Raw genomic sequence first — 13,567 nt, forward strand, 5'->3', positions numbered from 1 at the left:
GTGACAGCTTATTCAGTATACCAGAAGTCGTTCGCTTTGTCAAGAACTTTTTTCAATCTTTTTTTCAGATTTTCGAGCCGTTCTTTCTCTTTTCCGAACTTTTCCGGCCGCCGCCCCTTCCGAAGCAGCTTATTCAGTATATCAAACCCAAAGCTGTTTGTCAAGAACTTTTTTCTTCTTTTTTCAGCTTTTTCCGCCGCGCACTTCCGCAGCTCGTTTACTATACTATATCCCCCTCCACTTTGTCAAGTCCTCCCTCCCCCTTTCTTTCTATAACTACCTTCGTGTCTTTTTCCAGTCGTGCCATATGCTACATTTGAATATCGACACTTTCCATGATATAATACCCTAAAAATATGTCTTTATTCACCCAAAGGAGGAACTTATGTTAAAGCGCCTGATTTTTACCGCGCTCAGCGTCGCCGCATTGACCTGCACGGCTTCTGCGGCCACTGCTTTGCCTGCGGCTTCCGGCGGCCAAACCTTTCACGTCAGCACAACCTTATCGGATACTGTCGGCCGCACAGCGACCCCCACGATCTATAACATAGATGGTAATACTTATTTTAAACTCCGCGACCTGGGACGTCTCCTCGATTTCGGCGTTGCCTACGATCCGTCATCAAACGCGGTCCATATCGATCCAGACGGCTCCTATGTCCCCGAGGCAGGAGAAAGCAGCACCGTGCAAAATACTGCCACCAGCTCCGCAGCCGCCATCCCCACCCGCCAGACACTTTACCTCGCAGGGGAACGCATCACCCCGCAGGTCTATAATATTAAAGGAAATAATTTTATCGGCCTGCGCGCCTTGGGCCAGTTAGCCGATTTCGGCGTCTCCTACAATTACGACAACAAGCGGATAACCGCCTATGCTGCGTATCCTTACGCGCCCGAAACCTCCTGGAACGCGGCAATGAACGACCTTGCCAACAATCTGCGCGCGCTTCCCAGCGCTTCTTACCACTTGACTGCGGCCCGCTATGCGCCGGTCATCACAGAAGATGGCAGCGCCGACTGGCGCGCGCTCGTCAGCACCCTGCGCGCCGTTAAGGACGCACCGCTGTATGCTTCCGGCAGTGCGCTTTTCCGCAGCAGCCTGTATTGGGCAGACGCGCTCACTGCGGCGCTGACCAACACCACAGCGTCCGGCACCCCTGCCTATAACGTGGCGCTGGCTTCGCTCGCCGATCCGGACCTGTTCGACAATCCGGACAAGGCCGCTCTGCAGGCCGACTTTCAGGCCATGTCAGCCGCCTATCTCGGCTCCAGACCCAGTTCTCTGGCAGACATTTCGGTTTCCAACGGTTATTCCAAAAACGCCCGTTCCCGCCTGTCTCTATCGGATACCTATACCCTGACCGGCGGCGCGTCCGCTGACGACCGAAAAAAAGCGGAAGCCTATTTCTCTTCCCAAATGGCCGAACTGTCCGCCTTAAAGACGGACAGCGAGCGCATCTCCTATATCTACCGTCTTTTGCAGCGCGAGTACCAGACCGGTGGGAGCGCCTCCTGGACGGCCGCTTACGGCAGAAAAAAGCAGGTCAGCGCCACCTCGCTCGCGGCCGCCGCAGACTGGATGTTCTCCGAAGCCGGCATCCCCGCGTTTCTCGCACGGAGCTGGTCGGCTGCGTGGAACGTGGTCTATGTTAATGGCCAATGGGCGGTGTTCGATTTTACCAAGGGGAGCACGCTCCGCTCCCTTGACGATTACCGTTTGATCGATACGCACCCCGGCTCCACCCTCATGCTGACGCAGGTCATGCGGCCCGGTTCCTCCTATTATAATGCAAAGACCGCCACCGTGGACAAGTACTTCTCCTACACCAGCCTGACCGGAACCCCGCAGGCAACCGCCGCGCAGATGCAGGCATATATCAAAAAAGCCAATCCCAACGTCCCCCAGTCTGTGATCGATATGATTCCTTACTACATATCCGAAGGACAGGCCGAAGGGATCCGCGGGGATATCGCGTTTGCGCAGTCCTGCCTTGAGACCGGTAATTTCACTTTCCGCGACAGCGCCGTGACAATCGGTCAAAATAACTTCTGCGGCCTCGGCGTGATCGATAACGGAATGAAAGGCGCGTCGTTCGACACCCCGCAGCTCGGCATTCGCGCCCAGATACAGCATTTGAAAGCCTATGCGAACCATGAACCGCTCAGGAACGCCTGCATTGATCCCCGTTTTTCCCTCGTTTCCCGCGGCGCCGCGCCGACCGTGCAGTATCTGGGGATACAGGAAAATCCCAAGGGTTACGGCTGGGCCGCAGGCGCGGACTATGGCGTAAAAATATTGAACATCCTGGAGAATATCCTGACCTATTAACGGGTATACTTTCGGCGAGGTGAATGTGCATGGAACGGTATCACAATCTGACCGAAATGCTGGCGATCAACCACGCCGCCCACGCATACTTTGACGACCTGCCGGATTATGTGCGCGAAATGATTGTCAAGCGCGGCGACAACGTCCATTCCCCCGACGAGCTGCACGGCTACGCGGAAAAGCTTTTGCGCGGGGATGATTGAACAGCAAGGGACGGGAGTGTTTTTAACACTCCCGTCTTCCATTTTCGTCGAAGACTGTAACACACTTGTGCCTTTACAAATCGCCAAGCGCATGCTATGATAAACTGTACCACGGGAAAAGGAGGTCGTGCAATGCCGGATAAAAAAGGGACAAAGCAGGTTACTGCCAATAAAAAAGCATGGCACGATTACTTTGTCGAGGACAAATTCGAAGCGGGCATCGAGCTGTTTGGCACCGAGGTCAAATCCATTCGCCAAGGGCAGATCAACCTCAAGGATTCGTACTGCACTTTTAAAGACGGCGAACTTTTTGTGCGGGGCATGCATATTTCCCCTTATGAAAAAGGGAATATTTTCAACAAGGATCCCCTGCGTGTGCGCAGGCTGCTGATGCACAAAAAGGAAATCGCCAACCTGTTCGGCAAAACCAAGCAGGACGGTTATTCCTTGATCCCTTTGTCCGTGTATTTTAAAAGTTCGCGGGTGAAACTCGAGCTTGGCCTGTGCCGCGGCAAAAAGCTGCACGACAAGCGCGACAGCATTGCCGCGCGCGACGCCAAACGCGAAATGGACCGCGCAATGAAAGAGCGCAATCGTTGAATATTCGCATCTGCGGATACACCTATATGGGGCCGTAACGGGTTCGACGGGGGTGTTGAAGCCGGGATAGCGGGCCGCAGCGGGGATCTGCGTAAAAAGCTCCAACTGTTTATAAATTAAACAACAACGATTATACTCTTCAGGCTGCCTAATTAAGGCTTAGCCCGTCGGCTCAAAGAGGACCACGGCTTTGAAACCCGGCGTCGATTTAGTGGTGAACGTGTACGGGGTAAGAGTTGCCCCCGTCATGTAACATGACTCTACCAAAACGGTAAGCCTGTTTGCCGGCGTATCGCAGCGGGAATCCCCAAAAGACAAACTGCGCCCGGAGAAGTCACGGTGAATGCGCTTTCGGACAGGGGTTCAACTCCCCTCGGCTCCACCAATTTGATCCCAGGTCGAACCCCAGGAGCTGGGTTCGACAACTGGACTCATCAGCTCCATCATAACGCGCAGGTACGAATCATACACATTGTTAGGAACGTATTTGCGGTCACAATCAACAACGGCAGCAAGCAGTAATGCTTGCTGCCGTTGTTTTATATGTTGTGTAGAATTATTTTGCGCAATAAGGGGCAGGAATTGTTTCGGATAATAACATATAATTATAAAAACAGGATCATATAGAGCATCAATCCGGAAATATTTTCTGATATAAATAGGTGATTGATGCGATATATAGCTACGGCAAAAAAAATTAACAGCCGATAACAAGAGGTTAAAAGACCAAGGTTAATGATGCACATATATTGCGCTAAAGGCTTAACTTGTGCTAAATCTTGACATAGGACCAACAGCGACAAAAGATAGGTTACATGCTTTAATTGAAAAAGCGTGTTTAAACCATATGGTTAAACACGCCTTTTAATTACCAGCTACCGCCTTTCCAAAAGAATCCCTATTGTGGTTTGCACTTGCAATTTTTGATCAGTCTTCGATGTTCAGGGTTTCGTAAAGCAACATATCGCTTTCTTCTAAATGCCGCTACATTAACATCGGCCTATATTGACCTGCTGAACTCTAAAACAAGTGTTTTGATGCTACTACAATATAATTGCTGGGTAAAGCACGCTTGGCTGGCGTGCTTTATTCGTTCTCATGCCTCAGGGTGTAATCGGGTAGCGCTTTGATGCTTGGGCTTCTCGTGTCCGCATGCAATACTGCTACCCATCCCTCATTGTAGCGTTCGGTTGAGCAGGTTGGGTTTGTTGCCCGCGTCACGCAGTAGCTTGAATCGACATTGAGAGAAAGATGGTTTCCGATTGCAAATTTTGTATTGGGGGAGTGAACGTAAACTGTGTAGGCATTGATGTTTCCAAAGGCAAAAGCATGATCGCCGTCATGCGGGCTTTGTGAGAGATGGTGCCCCCTCCCTTTGAGGTGGGACACACAGATGTTGAGTTGTACGAACTGTCCGAACTGCTGTGGGAACTGGACGGCGAAAATCGCATACTGATGGAGACTGCGGGGAACTGCCATTTGCCGGTTGCCAGCCTCCTTTACCATTCCGAGTTTTACGGTTCCGTGGTGAACGCCATGCTGATGCATGGCTGCGGGAGTAACAGTCTACGGCGGGCCAAGACCGACAAGAAAGACGCGATCAAGCTGGCCAATTACGGTCTTGACCACTGGCTGGCGATGCCCAGTACATCCCAGAGGATGAGATACGGCTCATGCTGAAAACCACATACCGACAGTACCAGCAATGTGCCAAGGTGCAGACCATGCTCAAAAACAACCTGATTTCCTTGCTCGCCACCGCTTTCCCTGATGCAAACCGCCTGTTTACCAGCCCTGTCAGGGCGAATGGCAGCGAGAAATGGATAGGCTTTGTAGCTGCTTTCCTGCATTGTGAGTGTGTCTGTGGGTTAACCGAAAAGGCTTTTACAGCCAAGTACCAGAGGTGGTGTAACAAACACGGTTACAACTTCAGCCAGGATAAGGCGCTGGACAGTTATACCTCCGCCTGTGGACATTTCAGTGTTATGCCCAAGGCCAATACGACCAAGCTCCTGATAGAGCAGGCGGTGTTCCAACTCTGGGCTGTATCCACTGCACTGGCTGCGCTCAGAAATGCAGTCTCTGGCGGCATCGCTGCCGGAGTACTCCATTGTGATGGGGATGTTCGGTGTTGTGATCCGGCTCTCGGCCCCAGCTTATGGCAGAGATCGGCGCTGTGCGCCGTTTCCACTCCCAGAAAGCGTTGGTGGCTTTCGCGGGTATCGACGCCCCTCCATACCAGTCCGGCCAGATGGAAGTCCGTAGCCGCAGCATCTCCAAACGGGGTTCCTCCGCTCTGCGCAGAACATTGTTCCTGGTGATGAGCGTGATTTTCCAGCGTTCCTCCGCCGATGAGCCGGTGTACCAATTCATGGATAAGAAACGTGCTGAGGGAAAGCCCTATCGTGTTTACATGATGGCCTCCGCCAACAAATTCCTGCGCATTTACTACGCCACTGTGAAAAAGCATCTGGATAGTCTCGAAGCCTGATCTTATCCTGAACCTGTCCATTCTGGGCCAGAGTCAAAATTTCCGGTGGCTTGATTTTCTGTGTCCTTTTTGCCGCACCTAAAAATAGCGGTTCATTTCAATTCGGTTCTTGACATTTGTTTGCTGGTCTTACATGAAAACATCGTTTCCGGCGCATATGGTGTATATAAACGCAGCGATAAGATCAACAGATATCTAGATATCTGTTGATCTTATCGCGTTAATTCATAAAAAATTCCTGATTGCATCGCTTAGCCTAAATCAGCCAATCCAAATCCAGCTTCCACGGATGGAGCTGAATATCCGGCTTAACCATTTCTCCGTGAAAGTCACTTCCCGCACTGATGTAAAGCTCATATTTTTGAGCAAGAGCTAAAAATTCTTCTGTCATTTGGTGCGTATGCCGCGAATACCAGCATTCCAGGCCATCCAATCCGGCGTTTTTTAATGTTTTAAGCACCTGATCGAGTTTTTCTACGTTTAGTCCCAACTGATATGGATGCGCCAATACGGCTTTTCCCCCGTCTGCATGAATCGCCTGTATGCACTCCTCCGCCGAAGCTTTAAAGCGCTCAATTTTTTGATATTCCGCTGTATCCAAATACCGATCAAATGCTTCTCTCATGCAGGATACATAGCCTTGTTGGACTAATACCTGAGCAAAATGCGGTCTTGCAACTACTTTGCCACCGGCAAGCTGTTCCACGTCGCCTATCGAAATATCGATGCCCTTTTCATGAAGAAAAGCAATGATACGATATTTTCGTTCGTTACGACTGCGTTGTAGCGTGTCACAAAGCGCAGGCAATGCAGTCCCGACATCAGACATGCCAAGTCCCAGAATGTGCATATAGCGATGCTCACTCGCTCCCAGCTCAATCCCTCGCAAAACCTGAATACCATATGTTCTGCCTGCACGGATCGCTTCCTCCGTCCCGCTCAGTGTATCATGATCGGTCAGAGCGAGCAGTTCTATCCCCGCTGCTTGCGCTTTGCGCACCAAGTCAGTTGGCGAAAGCTGCCCATCTGATGCCGCAGAGTGCATATGGAGATCTGCCCACACCATCATCTCATCCCTCCTGGCGAATTGCTACAATACGGATTACCGGTGGATCATCATTTCCATAAGGTGCAAATCCTGTACGTTCCTGCGCATACTCCACACGAAAACCGATTTTTCTCAGAGCTGCTACTAGTTCATCCATCACAATAAATCGGCGATAATGATTGTTGTAAAAAAAAGCGTTGCGTTCCTGCTGCTGCCCCTTGCCATACAGAGGATCATGTATCCCGCGCACTTCGATGAAAAACTTTCCACCGGGTTTAAGGGCACGATACATGGAGCGCAGCAACAGTTGTTCCTGCTTGCTGTTGATTGCATGAATCGTGAATCGACTATATGCGTAATCATAACTCTTCGACTGATGAACAGATTCGTTGATAAAATCACCACAGATAAAGTGCGGATTCCCTCTTTCCAACTTCTGGAGCATACGGATCGCAGCATCAGACAGATCAATCGCAACCACATCTAATCCGATATCCGCAAAAAACAAGGCATCCCGCCCGTTACCGCATCCTAGATCAACCAGCCGCCCCCCCGCCCCGGTCATCGTCGCCACATATCGTGCAAATGGAGAAGGTTCTATGGTGCAAATCTGATCCTGATAATAACGGTTCCAATAATCGCGGTTATCAATGGGGTTTTCCACGATATTAGGATATAAGATATGCTCGATCTGCTCGACCAGCTCCTGCGGCGTTTGTTCGCCGTCATTCTGCACGACCAGATCAGAGCTTTGCGGTTCATCAAATGGAATATCCACCCCTACCACGTTACATCCAGCCGTATACAATCCCTTTTGATTGCGTGCCAACAGAGTCTCTTTTTTTACCCGAATGTAAATTTCCTTATACTGGCTGATATTCTCGCGGTTCCACCGCCGTACAGAAGAGAACATGGCGATCGAACAGCAGATGACATCAATGCCTTGGTCGGCAAGCATCTTGCATACACGGAAGATCCGCCCTGCCCAGCGCAGGCGATCGTCCTGCGTGTAGCCGCTGTCCTCACCGAATATGGGCCGGATTGCATCCCCATCCAAATACACCACATTGGGCTTTGTGGCCTTGAGTCGTTGATAAAACAATCCACCCAATGTGGTCTTGCCGGCACCAGACAAACCGGTGAAAAAATAAACTGTCCCTTTGTGTTCCATAACGCCCCTCCTTATCAATGATAAAGCGGCTGCTCCAGCAGCGCAGGATCGAGTTCGAGTTTCTTCATCATCCGAAGGGGCTGTCCCTGTCGATTGACAAACGACAAACCCGCGAGCAGGCGGCAAGCCAAATTAAATCGTTTTTCTTTTTCCGGTATGATAACTGCAGCACACCTTTGGCGAATATCTTCTTCTTCCAGAGGTTCCCCTGTTTTGCCGTCTCGCCGATGTTCCAAAATACGTCCATACGTTCTCATAATATATCCATCAATACAAGTAAAACGCGCAATTTTTTCCCTTATCCATTGCTCATCAACCGGTTCACCTTTGTAGTAATGGAAATCATATCCATACTCTTCGTAAGCATCTCTCAGAAAATATTCCAAAAAGGCTCGCTCTTCATCATTTGCATATTCATCATAGGTTCTATAGACCGTGGCAAGATCAAAGCCCCTGACATTTCCCTCAAGCGATTCCGGATTGAGTCCATCCCGCCCTGAGCAATAGGTCATACTCTCGGTATACGGGATGTCCAGAAATCCTGCCAAGGAAGTAAAGGTCGCCGTTGGGTTGAGCTTGCCATCCTCAAAGCGAACAAGTACGCTGTCTCTGTACAGCCGGTCCTGTGGGTCAATCATAAAGCTTCGGTTTTGTATACGCTCAGATACAACATCTGAAACCACCTTAAAGGTTTTCCCCCCTCTCTCCCCTGATCCATCTGTGCCTGGGCATACATAAACCGAACACTTGCCGCATAGCTGGTCGTAATACGGCGCATAGGTGTGAATGTTTTGATATACTTGAAATTCTGAAAAATCGGGGATTCGCGAATAGATTCATACTGTTCAGAATATAGCGTGGATACACCTTTTTTCCCTGCCAACATAATATGATACAGCATATTTGGAAAGTGTGGCTGAAAAAAAACGGCGGGAACGATACGCGCTTTGTAATCCAAGCCTGCACAGGCATCTTCACGGCCCAGTAATAAGGAAACGAGCATATCCTTATCTGTCAAACGAGCCATCATACCTTTTTGCGTCTTGCCTGCCTGACGGCGCAATTCCTTTTTTGCAGTTTTGATTTTCTGGCTCAGTTCATGGAACATCACGGACTCCATGGTGAGCAGATTCGGATGGTTATGAAAGATTTCATTAAAGAAATCCCCCCCATTATGCGTGGCCAACTGCGTATGCCAGATGAGGCGCGTAACCTCTTGATAGGAAAACGGCCTGACCCTGTTCCTGCTGTAATCAATGCCAAATCGTTCAGCAAAATCAATGGGATATTGCGCAATCTCCTTTTCAACCAGAAAAACAAATTTTTGTTGTGGTAAAAGCCGGGAGAATTGCAGGCAGCTTAAATACGCACAAAAGGTATTCCAATCCGTATAGTGAAGATAGATATGGTTCTCGCGTGCTACCCATTCGCTTTTGCGCACATTGTCATTTAAATACTCCAACTGATATTGAGAGAAAACATCCTCTGCAAGGATGGGATTTTCAAGGTCATGGAAGAAGTTCCGGTCTATTACCGGATCATTAAAATCAATATATTCTCCAAAGCGGTTTTGGGTTTTGAAAAAAGGAATATACCCCTTATCATTAAAAGGGAAAAATAAGATTGGAAGGCTGTCAAATGGGAGGAAATCCTTACAAAACAAATAGGGATACCCGCCAAGAAGCTCACAGTTTTCCTGATAACATTTCTGCTGCGCTTCCACATTGGGCAGATAAAAGGCCTGCATCATCAGATCCATCAATTCCGCTTGATAATATCCGCGGTTGTACAGAGAAACAAAGGTCGTATAGGCTGTCTGATACTCTCCCTCTGAAAAAAAGATGTAGCTTGCAGCCTCCATCTCGGCAGCAGGGTCTGATCCATCCGACTGTTGCAGCACAAGCGTATATGCCTGCTGTGCAGTTTCTTTTTGGTCCAACTCTGCCAGACGGCGAGCCAGTGCAAGGGCATCGCTGTTCATAGGATCGGTCCTTTCTCATAAAAACGGGGGCGGACAAAATGCCCGCCCCCATCCGGATTATAACTTGGTGTGTGCCGCAAATACAGAGAAAATACAGCTTACTGGAGCAGCTGCAGAACGCCCTGCGGCACTTGGTTGGCCTGCGCCAGCATTGCCTGCGCGGACTGTACCAGAATGTTGTTCTTGGTGTACGCCATCATCTCATCGGCCACGTCGGTGTCGCGGATGGTGGACTCAGCATCCTGAATGTTCTCGGTCATGACGGACAGGTTGTTCTGGGTGTGCTCCAGACGGTTCTGGGTCGCACCCAGCGTACCACGCACAGAGGATACGGTATTGATCGCATTTTTAATGGTATCCACTGCTGCCTGCGCCGCCTCCTGCGTAGCAACACTCAATGAATCAATTCCAAGAGCGGCAGTATGCATATCCTTGATTTTAACATCCAGCTGGTTGTACTTATCCGATGTGTCACCGATCTGCAGGGTGAGCGAGCTGCCATTCAGGCTCAGCTTATCCTTGGTAAATACGATGTCTGTCGTACTAATGTTGGCCTTTGTAACCGCAGCGTCATATACCTTGGTTTCCATGCCGGTCACACGGCTGATTTCCGCGGCAATCTGCTTGGCATCCGCAGCATCTGGGGCACCCTTAGAAGCAAGAGAGATGATGGTTACATCATCGCCCAGCGCCTTGATCTGATCGTTGGTCAGGCCGGTAGCAACCAGAAACTTGTGTCCATCCAATTCAAAGATATTTGCCTTCAACTGCTCCAAGGTAACGCCAGACGCAGCGCCGTCAGCGACTGTAATCTTGCTGGCATCAAACTTCTGCATGGAATCATAGGCTTCCGTACGGACAACGTCACCTGCCATAGATGCTGTAAAACCTGCAGCAAGACTGGTATTTTCACTCACACCGACGCCGACTACCTGTGCACCCGCAGAACCCTCCTGCTTGGAGGTAAAGACAATCTTGCGGCCGGTACCGGCCGCAATATCAAAATTAGCGGAGAAATTGCTGTCCGCCTTCAGACCAGCCACGATACCACTGAAAACCTTGGATGCCGCAAGCTTAGCGCCAGTACCGCTTGCATCGAGATAATACTTATTTCCATTTGCGTCGGTAAAATAATTTTTCGTGTTGTTCTTTGCAACGGCGCCCGTGCCATCCCCCTGATAGGTAAGGGAAACGGTTGTGGATTGCTCCTTGCCGCTGCTGTCCTTCCAGGTAACCGTGTAATCCAGCGTCTTGCCAATATCATCCGTAGTCAGCTTGCCGAGCGCACCGGTATCCGCTACAGCGGCAGTCGTATAGGTACCCTTAACCGCGGTGGTCGCATCAATTGCAAGATTATCAACCTGGGAGCCGCCACTCAGGCTTCCGTCCAGCAGCTTAATGCCGTTGAAGTTCGCGGAATCTGCAATACGGTCGATTTCGGTTTTGAGCTGGTCTACTTCCTTCTGCAGGTTGTCACGGTCAACCTCGTTGTCGTAGGTGCCGTTCGCGGACTGGGTGGCCAGCTCGACCATACGGTTGAGCATGTCCTGCACTTCCTGCATTGCACCCTCACCGGTCTTTACCAGCGAGATGCCGTCCTTTACGTTCTTCTGTGCGGTTTCCAGACCAGTGATCTGCGCGCGCATCTTCTCGGAAATCGCAAGACCGGCCGCGTCGTCGCCCGCGCGGTTGATCTTGTAGCCCGAGGACAGCTTTTCAAGGTTCTTGGACAGCGCTGAGGTATTGTTGTTGTAGTTGCGGTAGGCATTCATTGCCATAATGTTGTGCTGGATTCTCATAAATCATTCTCCTTTTCAGAATCCGTCCGCAGCGAATCCATCCGTCTGCGGCCCTTTAGTTGATAAATTTCTATTCAAAACGGGTCAATCCGTTTGAATCAAATTGATTTTTACGGTTTGCTGCTGCGGAAGCGCTTCATACATTCCGGCGTTGCTCCCTGCTCTTCTACCAGTTTGGAGCGAACAACCGGCATTTCTCTGGGCGCGTCGATTGCAATACGCGTCAGCTTTCCCTTTTGCGCATATATCTGAATCACAATATCATCGCCGATCGTGATATAATCTCCTTCTTGAACGGATAACGCCAGCATCTTCTCACCTTTCTTCCGTTTTCAAAAACTATACTTTTATAAACGCGACCGTAGGGGAAATTTTTTTATTTATTTCCTTATTTATAAAAGTATCCGACCGATATTATAAATAACATGGTAAGAGTAGGGTTTGTTTTGAAAAGTATACCTTTTCGAGTTTTCAGCCGCTATATTTATCTCTCTTTCTCAAATTTCACAGCTTTATAATAGAAAGTCCCTTTCGGCATGCCGCAGGTTTCTGCTGCCAGCCGGAGGGGTATCTTTTTGTCGCGCCACGCTTTATGTACTTCGTAGAAGTTATCGGGCAGGGGCAGAGCTGGTCTGCCGAACTTCACGCCGCGCGCTTTGGCTGCGATAATGCCCTCGGCCTGCCGCTTGCGGATATTTGCGCGCTCGCTCTCCGCCACAAAGGACAGGATTTGCAGCACAAGGTCGGCAATAAATGTTCCCATCAGGTCCTTGCCCTGCCGGGTGTCCAGCAGCGGCATATCCAGCACGCAGATCTCAATGCCCTTTTCTTTCGTTAAAATGCGCCACTGTTCCTGTATCTCTTTATAATTACGCCCCAGCCGGTCAATGCTCATAATATAGAGCAGGTCGCCCTGTTTTAACTTTTTCAACATGCGCTTATATTTCGGGCGATTAAAATCTTTGCCGCTCTGTTTGTCCATATAGATGCGATTGCTCTGCACTCTTTTGGCCCGCAACGCAGCAAGCTGCCGATCCTCGTTCTGGTCAGTGCTGGATACTCTGATATAACCGTAAATATTTCCCAAATGTTATTCCTCCATTCTGCATATAGGCAGTTATCCTGCATTTATTGTACAGAAAAGGGAAAAATACTTGGATAAAAAATCCCCCCTGCGGCTGTTTTTTAGCAGCAAGGGCTTCAGAGTTGATTTTCTGTCTTGGATATAGGCTGCTCAGCATCATTGAGTATGCTGTGTTACCAAAAATACGGCCACCTTGGAGATCCGTTCTCCCAAGTGACCGTATTCTTTATTACCGAAAGTATAGCACCGATATACGATTTTCCACTGATGTAGAATGGCGGATGTCGGATCGACCATCTGCTGCCACAGGTGGCGCAGACTGTTGCGTTTTTTAGCGACTAACAGCACACGCGGCCTATGCAGCATGCTGCGCCCATTGCACAGACAATATAGGCATACAGTTAGCGCGTCCCTCTCGTATTCGCCACCGGAGATGATAATCACTCGACGGCGGCTGCTAATGCGTACTGGGAACGACTCAAGTCTAGCATGTCGTCTGCCATGCGCGCAGGATGCTGGCAGAACTGGTCTATCTGCACGAAGATAGCATCTGTTTTTAAGCTGTGTACCGGTTGCTGTGCCATGTCGATCATGTCGCAGCCTTGCACCTCCTGATGCAACGCGCCGTACCGTCCGGCATGGCGCAGACCACTCTATCCTGTCACCTTGCTGGGATAACGCAATCTCTTACTCCGTTTGCACTCGAGGAAGCGCTATGTATAAGCAGGCACTTGATGAGTTACTCGCAGAAAACACGGAAGCAGGAATCGACTATATCCATGGAACGGAAACACTACTACGCCGCTATCTATCATAGGCTTTCTTTTACCGAACCTCTCGAAAGCCGGCCTGTTCCCACAG

11 protein-coding genes, 1 other RNA gene and 1 pseudogene are annotated in these 13,567 nt (G+C 49.8%); 5 read left to right on the forward strand and 8 right to left on the reverse strand.

Annotated features, from left to right (window positions below; all coding sequences use genetic code 11):
• Positions 1-385: 385 nt before the first annotated feature.
• The 5 genes and pseudogenes from RX717_RS11245 (at position 386) to RX717_RS11265 (ending at position 5,623) form a co-directional block, all read left to right on the forward strand.
• A complete protein-coding gene (locus tag RX717_RS11245) occupies positions 386-2,329 on the forward strand; it encodes a glucosaminidase domain-containing protein (RefSeq protein WP_242977944.1) in 1,944 nt (647 codons plus the stop codon).
• Between the two features lie 29 nt (positions 2,330-2,358).
• On the forward strand, positions 2,359-2,532 hold the full coding sequence (locus RX717_RS11250; RefSeq protein ID WP_153802385.1) for a hypothetical protein: 174 nt from the start codon (positions 2,359-2,361) through the stop codon (positions 2,530-2,532).
• A 132-nt stretch (positions 2,533-2,664) separates the two neighbouring features.
• The gene (gene smpB / locus RX717_RS11255) at positions 2,665-3,132 is read left to right on the forward strand and encodes an SsrA-binding protein SmpB (protein ID WP_054327199.1); all 468 of its coding nucleotides are present in this window, start codon (positions 2,665-2,667) and stop codon (positions 3,130-3,132) included.
• A 28-nt stretch (positions 3,133-3,160) separates the two neighbouring features.
• Positions 3,161-3,517: a transfer-messenger RNA gene (gene ssrA / locus RX717_RS11260) on the forward strand.
• An 866-nt stretch (positions 3,518-4,383) separates the two neighbouring features.
• Positions 4,384-5,623 (forward strand): annotated as a pseudogene (locus RX717_RS11265) (IS110 family transposase).
• A gap of 256 nt (positions 5,624-5,879) precedes the next feature.
• On the opposite strand, the gene RX717_RS11270 reads toward RX717_RS11265, so the two are convergent.
• From RX717_RS11270 to RX717_RS11305, 8 genes are all read right to left on the reverse strand, one after another.
• Positions 5,880-6,692 (reverse strand): PHP domain-containing protein, encoded by an 813-nt coding sequence (locus tag RX717_RS11270; RefSeq protein WP_107631857.1) that lies wholly within the window; start codon positions 6,690-6,692, stop codon positions 5,880-5,882.
• A 1-nt stretch (position 6,693) separates the two neighbouring features.
• Positions 6,694-7,842, reverse strand: coding sequence for an adenylyl-sulfate kinase (locus RX717_RS11275; protein WP_107631856.1), 1,149 nt, complete (start codon positions 7,840-7,842; stop codon positions 6,694-6,696).
• Positions 7,843-7,856: 14 nt separating this feature from the next.
• Positions 7,857-8,480 (reverse strand): hypothetical protein, encoded by a 624-nt coding sequence (locus RX717_RS11280; RefSeq protein ID WP_316960287.1) that lies wholly within the window; start codon positions 8,478-8,480, stop codon positions 7,857-7,859.
• Entirely contained in the window at positions 8,477-9,823 is a 1,347-nt protein-coding gene (locus RX717_RS11285; RefSeq protein ID WP_316960288.1) for a hypothetical protein, read from the reverse strand. Before RX717_RS11285 ends, RX717_RS11280 begins: the two co-directional genes overlap by 4 nt.
• Positions 9,824-9,921: 98 nt before the next feature.
• Positions 9,922-11,622, reverse strand: coding sequence for a flagellin N-terminal helical domain-containing protein (locus tag RX717_RS11290; RefSeq protein ID WP_316960289.1), 1,701 nt, complete (start codon positions 11,620-11,622; stop codon positions 9,922-9,924).
• 110 nt (positions 11,623-11,732) lie between these two features.
• Complete coding sequence (locus tag RX717_RS11295; RefSeq protein WP_054328512.1) at positions 11,733-11,933, reverse strand: carbon storage regulator; 201 nt, start codon at positions 11,931-11,933, stop codon at positions 11,733-11,735.
• A 173-nt stretch (positions 11,934-12,106) separates the two neighbouring features.
• Positions 12,107-12,709 (reverse strand): recombinase family protein, encoded by a 603-nt coding sequence (locus RX717_RS11300; RefSeq protein WP_054328579.1) that lies wholly within the window; start codon positions 12,707-12,709, stop codon positions 12,107-12,109.
• A gap of 437 nt (positions 12,710-13,146) precedes the next feature.
• Positions 13,147-13,299, reverse strand: coding sequence for a hypothetical protein (locus RX717_RS11305; RefSeq protein WP_153802410.1), 153 nt, complete (start codon positions 13,297-13,299; stop codon positions 13,147-13,149).
• Positions 13,300-13,567: the final 268 nt, after the last annotated feature.

The organism is Intestinibacillus sp. NTUH-41-i26, assembly GCF_032769475.1.
Taxonomy (GTDB): domain Bacteria; phylum Bacillota; class Clostridia; order Oscillospirales; family Butyricicoccaceae; genus Agathobaculum; species Agathobaculum ammoniilyticum.

Bases quoted from the DNA above. Each gene is read 5' to 3' on its own strand.
- RX717_RS11245 (WP_242977944.1), top strand. From the start codon at position 386: ATGTTAAAGCGCCTGATTTTTACCGCGCTCAGCGTCGCCGCATTGACC.
- RX717_RS11250 (WP_153802385.1), top strand. From the start codon at position 2,359: ATGGAACGGTATCACAATCTGACCGAAATGCTGGCGATCAACCACGCC.
- smpB (WP_054327199.1), top strand. From the start codon at position 2,665: ATGCCGGATAAAAAAGGGACAAAGCAGGTTACTGCCAATAAAAAAGCA.
- RX717_RS11270 (WP_107631857.1), bottom strand. From the start codon at position 6,692: ATGATGGTGTGGGCAGATCTCCATATGCACTCTGCGGCATCAGATGGG.
- RX717_RS11275 (WP_107631856.1), bottom strand. From the start codon at position 7,842: ATGGAACACAAAGGGACAGTTTATTTTTTCACCGGTTTGTCTGGTGCC.
- RX717_RS11280 (WP_316960287.1), bottom strand. From the start codon at position 8,480: ATGATTGACCCACAGGACCGGCTGTACAGAGACAGCGTACTTGTTCGC.
- RX717_RS11285 (WP_316960288.1), bottom strand. From the start codon at position 9,823: ATGAACAGCGATGCCCTTGCACTGGCTCGCCGTCTGGCAGAGTTGGAC.
- RX717_RS11290 (WP_316960289.1), bottom strand. From the start codon at position 11,622: ATGAGAATCCAGCACAACATTATGGCAATGAATGCCTACCGCAACTAC.
- RX717_RS11295 (WP_054328512.1), bottom strand. From the start codon at position 11,933: ATGCTGGCGTTATCCGTTCAAGAAGGAGATTATATCACGATCGGCGAT.
- RX717_RS11305 (WP_153802410.1), bottom strand. From the start codon at position 13,299: ATGATCGACATGGCACAGCAACCGGTACACAGCTTAAAAACAGATGCT.